This window comes from Petrotoga halophila DSM 16923 (genome assembly GCF_002924615.1).
In genome coordinates this window covers 1-10358 of sequence record NZ_JALY01000197.1, presented here as the reverse complement: position 1 = coordinate 10358, position 10358 = coordinate 1, and the positions used below count along the sequence as shown (strand labels likewise).

Annotated in this window: 9 protein-coding genes; all 9 read right to left on the bottom strand. The window is 33.5% G+C overall.

Translation table 11 applies throughout. The features are described from left to right. On the bottom strand, positions 1-1838 hold a 1838-nt coding region (locus tag AA81_RS09855), incomplete at its 3' end, for a methyl-accepting chemotaxis protein (protein ID WP_103898918.1). A 181-nt stretch (positions 1839-2019) separates the two neighbouring features. Continuing rightward, positions 2020-2946 (bottom strand): substrate-binding domain-containing protein, encoded by a 927-nt coding sequence (locus AA81_RS09850; protein ID WP_012209397.1) that lies wholly within the window; start codon positions 2944-2946, stop codon positions 2020-2022. Positions 2947-3011: 65 nt separating this feature from the next. Beyond that, complete coding sequence (locus AA81_RS09845) at positions 3012-3980, bottom strand: AEC family transporter (RefSeq protein WP_012209396.1); 969 nt, start codon at positions 3978-3980, stop codon at positions 3012-3014. A 71-nt stretch (positions 3981-4051) separates the two neighbouring features. After that, positions 4052-4699: a transaldolase family protein gene (locus AA81_RS09840; RefSeq protein ID WP_012209395.1), complete on the bottom strand. Its 648-nt coding sequence runs from the start codon at positions 4697-4699 to the stop codon at positions 4052-4054. Then, positions 4696-5118 (bottom strand): RbsD/FucU family protein, encoded by a 423-nt coding sequence (locus tag AA81_RS09835; RefSeq protein WP_012209394.1) that lies wholly within the window; start codon positions 5116-5118, stop codon positions 4696-4698. The genes AA81_RS09840 and AA81_RS09835 overlap by 4 nt, the downstream gene beginning before the upstream one ends. 26 nt (positions 5119-5144) lie before the next feature. After that, the gene (locus tag AA81_RS09830; protein ID WP_012209393.1) at positions 5145-6092 is read right to left on the bottom strand and encodes an ABC transporter permease; all 948 of its coding nucleotides are present in this window, start codon (positions 6090-6092) and stop codon (positions 5145-5147) included. After that, positions 6085-7614 (bottom strand): sugar ABC transporter ATP-binding protein, encoded by a 1530-nt coding sequence (locus AA81_RS09825; protein ID WP_196793029.1) that lies wholly within the window; start codon positions 7612-7614, stop codon positions 6085-6087. The genes AA81_RS09830 and AA81_RS09825 overlap by 8 nt, the downstream gene beginning before the upstream one ends. 65 nt (positions 7615-7679) lie before the next feature. Next, entirely contained in the window at positions 7680-8708 is a 1029-nt protein-coding gene (locus AA81_RS09820; protein ID WP_012209391.1) for an ABC transporter substrate-binding protein, read from the bottom strand. A gap of 55 nt (positions 8709-8763) precedes the next feature. Beyond that, positions 8764-9804, bottom strand: a complete 1041-nt coding sequence (locus tag AA81_RS09815; protein WP_012209390.1) for a LacI family DNA-binding transcriptional regulator — start codon at positions 9802-9804, stop codon at positions 8764-8766. Positions 9805-10358: the final 554 nt, after the last annotated feature.

Genomic DNA, 10358 nt, shown 5'->3' with positions numbered 1-10358 from the left:
GCTGTGCTCATCTCTTGCGCACTTGCACTTTGTTCTTCTGCACTTGCAGTCATGTTTTCTATCCCTTGGTCCATCCTTTCTATCCTTTCTTTTATCCGGTTGAAACTTTGTTGTACATTCACCATCTTTTCGTTTATTTCTCCTATCGTTCCTACTACCTTGTTCGTAGATTCGTTTACTTTGTTCGTCCCTTGCGTTATGTTGGTTAGTATTTCTGATATTTCATCCGTTGCATTCCTTGATTCTTCCGCTAACTTCCTTATCTCATCCGCTACAACTGCAAATCCTCTTCCAGCTTCTCCTGCCCTTGCCGCTTCTATCGCTGCGTTTAGTGCCAACAGGTTCGTTTGTTCCGTTATCGAGTTTATCGTTTCTACTATACTTTGTACGTTCTTGGCGTTGCTTGCGAGTGTTTCTACTTCTTTTTGACTTTCTTTGGTCCTTTCTACCGCTTCTTTCACCGCTTGACTTATACTTTCTATCGTTTTGCTTCCTTCTTCTGCAGCTTTACTCGTTTCATCTGCTTCTTCACTTAGTCTTTGTGCGTCTTGGGATACACCTTGTGCAGCCCTTGCTACTTCGTCTACACCTGAGGTTACTTCTTCTACGTTTCCCGCCGTTTCTTCCGTACTTGTTTGTATCTTGTCCATCTGGTTTTTGAGTTCTTCTGAGTTCTTTCTGCTTTCTTGTGATGAGCGTGTTAGATTTTCTGATGCGTTTTCTACTTTGTCTGATGCCTGCCTTATTGACCCCATGGATCTTCTCAATTCTTTACTCATTTCTGATAGGGCGTTGGCCATCTGTCCTATCTCGTCTTTGCTTTTACTTTCAAAGTTTACCGTTAAGTCTCCTTCTTTGAATTGGTTTATCTTGTTTTTGAAGTCTAACAGTGGTTTCGTTATACTTCTTATTAGATAGATGACCATGATTATCGATACTACGAAAGCTACTACGGTTAAGATGGCTGTCAAGGTTATAGCCCTGTTGTTTTCTTCTATGAGTGATGGACCTAACGTGTCTTGTTGGACCTTTAATTTATTTCTTTGTTCTTCTAATAGGTACAGTATCTCTACCCTTGCTTGCTCCATCTGCCCGATTATAGGCTCCTGGGATTCTATCGCTGTGACTATTTGATCGAAGGTGTCTTTGAATTGTTCAACCATGTCTTTCGTCTGGTTGAACATTTCAGTTAGTTCGTCAGAGGTTAACCTATATTCTATATTCGAAAGTTGATAATCCATTTCAGTAAAAACGTCTAAAACATTGTTTTTATCTCCAAGAGATTTGGATGAGAAATACTTGGAAGATAAATTATCTATATTATCCAGTGTATTCAACAGATTATCACTATAAAAAGAAAGGATCGAAACATTATTTTCTTGGGCTAAGGTTTTAAAGTCGGTAATAATTTGGCGTAATTCATTGGATATATCTTTAAAATCTTGATTTACGAGTCTATTTTTTTCTTCGTTCAATTGAACAATTTGATTAAACCCGCTTTCATAACTCTCTACCTTTGTGATTACGTTTTGCACAAGTGTTGAATCGGTAGTTTCACCTGTAAAGAAACTTTGAACAGAGTTGATATTTTGAGTAATAATTTCTCTTGTTTGTTCATCGTAATTAATCACATAGTCTTTGAAGGCTAAAGCAGCTTCAAAAAAGTCGTTTTCTATTTCAGAGATTTGATTCGTTGCATCAGAAAGATCTCTATAACTACCCAAACCATCGTTGGATCTTATCAAAGAAAAAATATTGAAAGAGATTGCTGCCCCAAATAAAACAAAAATTACAACGATAATTAAAGTTATCCTTCCTCTTATGCTTTTAAATAACATGGAAATTTTCCTCCTTTATTGTTAAATACCTTAAGAGATAACGAGACTTTCATAAAAAGTTTTTCGATACTATTAATAAACGTTTTGCGGGACAGAAGATATAATTAATATAGGAGTATATGAATTGAAATTTATTATTAAGTTAAGAAGATTGTCAAAATATCTTATATGACTTAATCTATTATAAATTCAAATTCTTTACTGATTTCCTTTTTATTAATTGACTTTTTAATGTTACATTCATAGGTCTGGCATATCTGTCTTCTATTCTTGATAGTAAAGATGTGGCAGCTATCTTACCTTCTTCTAATATTGGTTGTTTTATAGTCGTTAAAGGCGGATCTATCAATTCATTTTCAAGTGAATCATCAAATCCAACTAAAGACAGTTCTTCAGGAATTTTTATATTATTTTTTTTAGCAGCGTAAACTATATACTTAGTTAAATTGTTGTTTGTTGCTATTATCGCCGTTGGTAAAGTATTCTTTCTCTTTAGACAATTTAAAACTTCTATAGCTTTTTCATGAGGGTATATATCTTCACAGATCCATTCATTTTTAACGGGAATATTTAAAAGTTTACAACCCTTTAGAAACCCTTTGAGTCTTTCTTCTATAGTGAATATTCCTTTTTTAGACAAAAAAATACCTATCTTTTCATGACCCGTTTCTTTTAGATGCATCAAGGCCTGAATGATTGCATCTTGGTTGTCTACAATAACATGATCAAATTGCCCTTGACTATAAAACATCCTATCGTAGAAAACTATTGGAATGCCCATTTTGTAAAAATTTTGATATAATCTCAAATTACTTTTACCGTTTCTTTCTCTAACTGGTGAAGCTAAAATACCTTCGACCCCATGACCTATCATCCAGCTTAAATAGGTCTTTTCTTTATCTATATTCTCGTCGACGTTACTTAACAAAATCTTATACTCACGTGGAAATAAAACATCTTCTACACCCTTTAAAAAATCCAAAAAGAAAGGATTACTTATATCAAACGCAATAGCACCGATGATCTTTGATTTTGAGTTTTTAAATATGCCTGTAGAAGGAGAGAGATTCAAAGACTTTGGAATGTCTTTTATCGTTGGTTTTCGCATGGGATTACCTCCTGAGAATATTTCAATGACTGGTTTTTTTAATTCTTGTATATTTTTCAGATTATTCAAAGAGTAGGTGTGAAAAATACAGCAGTGATTAAAAAAGCTATTATAGATATAACTGTGCTTATTGACAAGGTGTTATATACATAACTTTTCTCACCCCTTTGTTCATCTTCTTGATTAAAAAAGAGAGGAATAATAAAAGGGGGAGGCAATACTACAACCGACAGTAGAGCAACGCTGTAAAGGGGTTCGAGTTCAAGAAATTTATTAAAAACAAAATTCCCAACTAAAAGAGCAATAGGTACTAATATTAACAGTCTAACGCCAATAATTTTTAAAGGTAAACTCATATTACTGGTTTTAAAATTAATTTCGTATCCTATCACTAATAGTATTAAAGGCACTGTTAAACTCCCAAGCATATCGATACTGTTAATAACACCTTGAAATAGGAAATTTTCACTAATTAAAGATTTTATCCCGCTAGAATTGATAATGATCCCAAGTAAAATAGCTATAATTATCGGAGAAGTGATAAAAGATTTAAATAACCCTACAAAATGCAGTCGCTTTTCTTTTTGTTGAAGGCTCAATAACATAGCAAATAATACAAACCAAACGTATATCTCCTGGCCAAGATCAACCACAGCCATATATTTAATGCTTTCCGTACCGTATATTGCTCCAAAGAGGGGTATGCCAAGCATACCAACTTCAAAACCGGTGAAAAGCAAAGGTAAGTGAGGATCCTTTAACTTTGTAAAAAATGCAAAACCCTTACCTATTAATAACATCAAAAGATTGATCAAAAAAACAATTAGAATGACAAAAAAGAACTCTATAGTTAAATTAACATCCAGAAACGATATGAATAATAGTGCAGGAAGTGAAATGTTAACGATCAATTTCTTGATCTCACTAATAGAATTGCTAGAGATAAACTTCTTGATTTTTAAAAAATATCCAACGCTTAACAAGATGAAAACCGGTATAATCTTAGGAATTATTTCAAAATAATTTGTATTCATTGTATAATGTCCTTTCGAATTTTAGTTTGTAAAAAATTTAGCAGGAACCAATAAATTTTCTTCTACTTATCTCATAATTTAAAATCATCTTCAAATATTTCTAAATCGTTTTGTGGAAAATTAGTCTTTAAAATTTCCTCCACAACGTTCAAAGGAAGAGTTAAATCATGAATTCCTAATTTTAGTAGTTTGTTGACAGTTGTAATATCTTTTATACTTGCGCCTAATAATCTAAGTTCTGGGTTGTTTTTTTCACATATGTTTAATATATCTAACAATCTGTTTTCTACATCAATATGGCTTTTTTTCATTCTATCATAATAAAAAGCTATATAATCCACTTTGCTAAAAACAGCCGTAAAGGTTTGCTGTATAGTATAAACTGCGGTGGCACAAACTTTAAATCCTAAATCTCTCAAAGGTAAAACATAATTTGCTGCAAGAGAAGGATCCCACGGAAGTTTGATTATGAATTTCTTAGCATCAATTTCCCCTTTTTCCAAAAGATTATGCAATTCCATAAACCAATCTTTATCTTTTTTTACACTTCCCTGAACAAAATGACTTCCTGGGATTTTTTGGAGGAAACTGACGGTTTCAACAAAACCCCAGGAATTAGTCTCCTTTTTTATTATGGAAGGATTTGTAGTCAACCCCTGAATAAAAGGAAAATTTAAAAATGAAATAGCTTTTTCATTAATCGAGTCTATATATATCATGTTTTGACAACCCCTTTTTTAAGAATGATATTAGCATACAAGGCACTTTCACTTGTCGCAACTATGGCGAATACGTTTTTAGCTCTTTCATAAAATTTAAATCTTTCTAACACTTTCACTCTAAAGTCTTCTTTAGAATCATACAATATTTCTTCGTAACTTTTCCAAATTTCAGGTTTAGTACTTAAATTATTATCCATTAACAGAACGTTTTCTTCAACAAAAGTATCAAGAGGAAAATATTTTAAGATAGCTTTTAAAATTTCTGGAATTCCATGTCCATCTAATCTTACTACTTTGACTCCCACCGAATGGCAGGGATAATTTCCATCAGCCAACAATATTTCATCCCCATGTCCCATTTCTAATAGGACTTTCATTAATTCTGGAGATATTATCTTAGGTATGTTTTTTAACATAAAAATCACCTCACGAATTCACTTTATTATCCTCTTCTGGAACGCATTTGATCAATCGAAACAGTTATCACTAGAATAATTCCTACTATTATTCTTTGCCAAAATGGGTTAATGTTCAAAAGGACGGATCCATTATATATAGTCGCCATAACTAAAGCACCCAAGAATGCTCCAATAGCGCTTCCTTGCGCACCCATTAAACTTGCTCCTCCAAGGACGGCTGCAGCTATTGCATCTAATTCATAACCTGTTCCAGTGCTTGGAACTCCCATCCAAAGCCTTGAAGTTTCTAATATTCCAGATAACCCCCATAAAAATCCAGCTATCATATAAACTCCTATAATAACCCATCTAATATTTATTCCAGATAATCGTGCGGCCTCTGGGTTACTCCCAACTGCATAAACATATCTTCCAAATGTTGTTTTTCTCAATAAAAATTCCATAAAGCCTATTACAGCTATCAAAAACCAAAATAAGTTAGGAATCCCTAACAGTGTCCCAGATGAAAATTCTGCTACACTTCTGGGCAGTCCAAAGACATTTCTTCCCCCGGAAATCAGTAATGCAGCTCCTCTTGCGATACTCATCATAGCTAAAGTTGCAATAAATGGTGGTACCCTAAACTGATGAACAAAAAAACCATTTACAAAACCAAGACCTGCCGCTAGCGCTAGAACCATCAAAACTCCAAACCAAATTGGAGTTCCCCCCACTAAAAGGGTTGCAAAAAGTATGTTAACCAAAGCAACAACTGAACCGATGGATAGATCTATCCCTGCGGTAATGATAACTAGTGTAACACCGACTGCATTTATTCCTTGGATGGTCACTTGCCTAAGTACATTTTGAATATTTGATATAGTTAGAAAATTCTCTGTAGATAGAGAAAGAAAAATCCACATAGCTACTACTACTAATAATATAACTGTTTGAGTACTCCAGGTAAAATTTATTTTTTTGTTGTTAGTCATTCTTTACACCTACCTTGTTGTTTTCAGTTTTTAAAGCGATGGATAGAATTTTTTCCTCAGAGAATTCATCCCTAGTTACCTCTCCCGAGATGGTTCCCTCTCTCATTACAAGTATCCTGTCACAAATGGACATCAACTCAGGAATATACGATGATATAAATAAAATTGCGTTCCCACGCGAGGCTAAATCATTTATTAATTCATAAATCTCTTCTTTTGCACCAACATCTATTCCATTAGTCGGCTCATCTAATATAAAAACCTCTGATTCACTAGCTAACCACTTGGAAAGAACTACTTTTTGTTGATTTCCACCGCTTAAATTTTCAACTTTTTGATAAATTGTAGGAGTTTTAATCGATAAAGATTCTATGAAATGAAACGTATTATCTTTTTCTTTTTTTGAATTGATAATTCCAATTTTACTTATACGGGTGTATATAGGCAGGTTTATATTATCTTTAACAGAAAGCCTAAGAGCTAAACCTTGTTCTCTTCGATCCTCAGGGAGTAATCCAAGTTTTCTTTTAATCGAACTATTTGGAGAAGGTTTATTAACTTTTTTACCTCTTATATATATATTCCCTTCTTCAATAGGGTCCGCTCCAAATAAAGCTCTTACGAGTTCTGTTCGACCAGAACCAACTAAACCATATATACCAACTATCTCGCCTTTTTTTATTGAAAAAGAGCAGTCTTTTACTTTGTTGTTTGTTAAATTCTCGACCCTTAAAACTTCTTCCCCTATATTTCGCTCTAGATACAAATCCTTTTTCAGTTCTCTACCTACCATCATAGTTATCAATTCATCCTCAGTTGTTTCTTCAACCTTTCTACTTCCTACAACTTTTCCGTCCTTCAAAACAGTCACGGTATCACAAATTTCAAATACTTCCTCTAATCTATGCGAAATATATATAACAGAAATTCCATTGTTCCTTAATTGTTTCACCACTCGAAATAGTTCTTTAACCTCTTTTTCGGCTAGAACAGCAGTAGGCTCATCAAAAATCATAATTTTCGCATTTTTTGCAAGAGCTTTCGCAATAGCCACCATCCCCTTATGAGCGGAACTTAGGTTCCTAACTTTATCTAAAGGATGAATGATTCCTTCGTACCCCAAGTTTGCTAATAGTTCATTGGTTCTTTTAGTCATTTCTTTTTTATTTATTAAACCCAATTTAGATAATTCATTACCTAAAAATATGTTTTCTTGAACCGTTAGATGGTTAGCTAACATTAAATCTTGGTAAACCGCCGCAATTCCTTTTTTTTCAGCAATAATCGGATTTAAGGCACCAAATTTTTCACCAAATATAATAATTTCACCTTGATCAGGAGTATAGGCTCCCGTTAAAATTTTAATTAATGTTGATTTACCTGCTCCATTTTCGCCAACTAATCCTTTGACTTCTCCTTCCTCTAATTCGAAATTAACGTTTGCTAAAGCTACTACACCCGGGAAAGTTTTGGTGATATTTTTCATTATGACACTGTAACTAGAATTGATTTCATCAGCCACTTTCAAACCACCTCTTTTTAAAATAGGGGAGAATAAAGTCTCCCCCATTTAGTTTTTTTGAATTTTTACCAATCCTTGTAATATTCAAAAGGATTTATAGCAGCATCTGCTTCTCCACTTGCTAATGATTCCGGCGTAATAACTAATATTCCAGTATCGACATTTTTAGCAAGAGGCACTCCATTTCTTGCCATAACAGCGTAGGCGACTCCAGCGTATCCCATAACCCATGGTTGTTGAACAAGAACGGAGTCTAAATAACCATTTTCTAACCCCCAAATCTCTTGGGCACTGGCATCCACTGCAACAGCTGCTAAATCGTTTCTTCCTTGCATATCAAGAGCTCTTACCATGTCATCTCCTGTCATTTGATTATTAGCATACAAACCATCCAAATCAGGATAAGCAGTCAGCAAATCTAAAGTAATGTTTATGGTGTTACCGACTTGCCCCATAGCATCTCTTACACTGACTACCTCAATATCAGGATATGCCTCTTCAATTCTATCCAAGAATCCTGAGATTCTAGCTTCTAATGATCCAACTCCACTCATATATGTTATTGCTGCAACCTTTCCGCTTGGAGAACCGTTTTTCTCTTCCAGTGCCTTAGCTAACTCATCTGCGGATCTTTGGCCAATAGTGTAGTTATCTGAACCTAAAAATGATACATAGTTATCCGTGTTAGCCATGGAATCGATAATTATTACCGGGATTCCACTATCCATAGCTCTTTCTATTCCAGGGACTAAGGCATCTGCTACAGTAGGAGCCAAAACAATAGCATCTGGATTTGTAGAAATCGCTGTTTCTAAAATAGAAACTTGCCTTGAGACTTCAGACTCCGAAGTGGCTTCTTGATGAATAAATTCTACACCAAAATGGTTCGCCGCTTTTTGCGCTCCATCCAAAACAATCTGCCAAAATTCATTCTCACTAGCTTTTACTATGAAGAAGATTGTCATGTCACTTGACTGAATAGCTTTAGGTGGATTTGCCTTTGAAATATCAAAAAAGCTAGTTTGTCCAAAACCTATCAACGAAAAACTCAATAAAACAGTAACTAACAACAAAACAGTTAGACCCTTTTTCATACCAAACACCTCCTAGTTGTAATATATGAAAGTTGAAAATTTAAACAGAATAAATTCAATTAAGTGTATTTTTATTCAAATTAATGATCGAATTTCTTTCAACAATCTCTGTTTTCAACACGATCTTAGTTGTTTTAGTTTCATCATTTTCTATTTTTCCTAACAATATAGTCGATGCTATTCTACCTATTTCAAAGACTGGTTGTTTGATGCACGTTATGGGGGGTGAAATTATTTCATTTTCCGTCAAATCATCGTATCCCATAATTGAAAGAGTATTCGGTATTAATATGTTTAATTTTTTTGAAGCACTAATTAACTGTTTGGTTATTTTATTGTTTGTGGCAATTATTGCAGTTGGAAGATTATGATTTTTCTTCAATTTTTTCAATTTATCGTAAGTTTTTTCTTCGGGAAACAAATCTTTTGCTATCCATTCTTCATTTATTTTAATTCCCAAAAGTTCGCACCCCTCTATAAAGCCTTCTAATCTTTGTTCTATAGTATAAATACCACTCTTTGAAAGAAAAATACCAATTTTTCTATGGCCTTTATTATATAAATATTTTAAAGCTTGAATAATACTATCTTTATTATCCACCGTGACTGAATCAAATTGGGATTCCTCAGGGAAGACTCTATCATAAAACACAATTGGAATACTTATATTCTTAATTTTTTTGTAAAGTTCTAAATTATTTTTTCCATCTCTTTCAGTCACAGGCGACGCTAAAATACCATCTACTCCGTGTTCGATAAGCCACATTAAATAAATTTTTTCTTTTTCAACATTTTCTCCTGAATCTGTTAAAAGGAATTTATAACCTCTTTGAAATAAAATATTGTCTACCCCTTTTAGAAAATCTAAAAAGAAAGGATTTCTTATATCTGAAACAGTAACTCCAATAGTTTTAGATTGCGATGTTTTTAAAGAACGGGCGGCAAAATTGCCAACATAACCAAGTTCTTCAGCTTTTTCTCTAATTGTTACACTGAGTTTTTCGCTTACGCCATTTTTCCCATTTAAAGCTCTTGAAACTGTAGAGGGAGAGATATTCAAAGCCTTTGCGATGTCTTTTATAGTTGTTTTTTGCATGGGGTTACCCTCCATAAGCATTTAGTAAGCAATCGTTTGCGTTACTAATTCTTATTATAAATTAATAAACAATAAAATCAAAATTAACTCTCGATGAGTAAATCGAAGCTTTTCGATAATAATCGCCTTTATTTGGGAATAATTCCAAATTTTGAAGTAAATTGGCAGATTTCAGACAAAACTTCCAGAAACCCTCTATTTATCAAAGAAATATCTATTGTAAATTTTGTGTAAATGAAAATCCCATCTAAAATTTAGACAAGATCATTAGATTCTCTTCCGAAAAGTGTAGGGTAGAAAAAATGGAATTTGGATAAATGATTAAATAATCTGGTATCCTGTAAGAAAGCTAAAATATATAAGGCATAAATCCAAATGAGAAAAGAGCCGCCCAAATTCTTTGAACAGATATTGAATCTAACAGAACCAGGTGAGATATCAAAGATAGAACATCAAAAAGATATAATCAACATATATGTGGACTTCGAAAATGAAGCAATTTCGAGTACAATCCTAAACATTACGAGGTATACAATACTGTTCAAAGAAGCAGA

Coding starts and splice junctions, on each gene's coding strand:
- AA81_RS09845 (WP_012209396.1), bottom strand. CDS start 3,980: ATGAATACAAATTATTTTGAAATAATTCCTAAGATTATACCGGTTTTC.
- AA81_RS09815 (WP_012209390.1), bottom strand. CDS start 9,804: ATGCAAAAAACAACTATAAAAGACATCGCAAAGGCTTTGAATATCTCT.
- AA81_RS09850 (WP_012209397.1), bottom strand. CDS start 2,946: ATGCGAAAACCAACGATAAAAGACATTCCAAAGTCTTTGAATCTCTCT.
- AA81_RS09820 (WP_012209391.1), bottom strand. CDS start 8,708: ATGAAAAAGGGTCTAACTGTTTTGTTGTTAGTTACTGTTTTATTGAGT.
- AA81_RS09830 (WP_012209393.1), bottom strand. CDS start 6,092: ATGACTAACAACAAAAAAATAAATTTTACCTGGAGTACTCAAACAGTT.
- AA81_RS09835 (WP_012209394.1), bottom strand. CDS start 5,118: ATGTTAAAAAACATACCTAAGATAATATCTCCAGAATTAATGAAAGTC.
- AA81_RS09840 (WP_012209395.1), bottom strand. CDS start 4,699: ATGATATATATAGACTCGATTAATGAAAAAGCTATTTCATTTTTAAAT.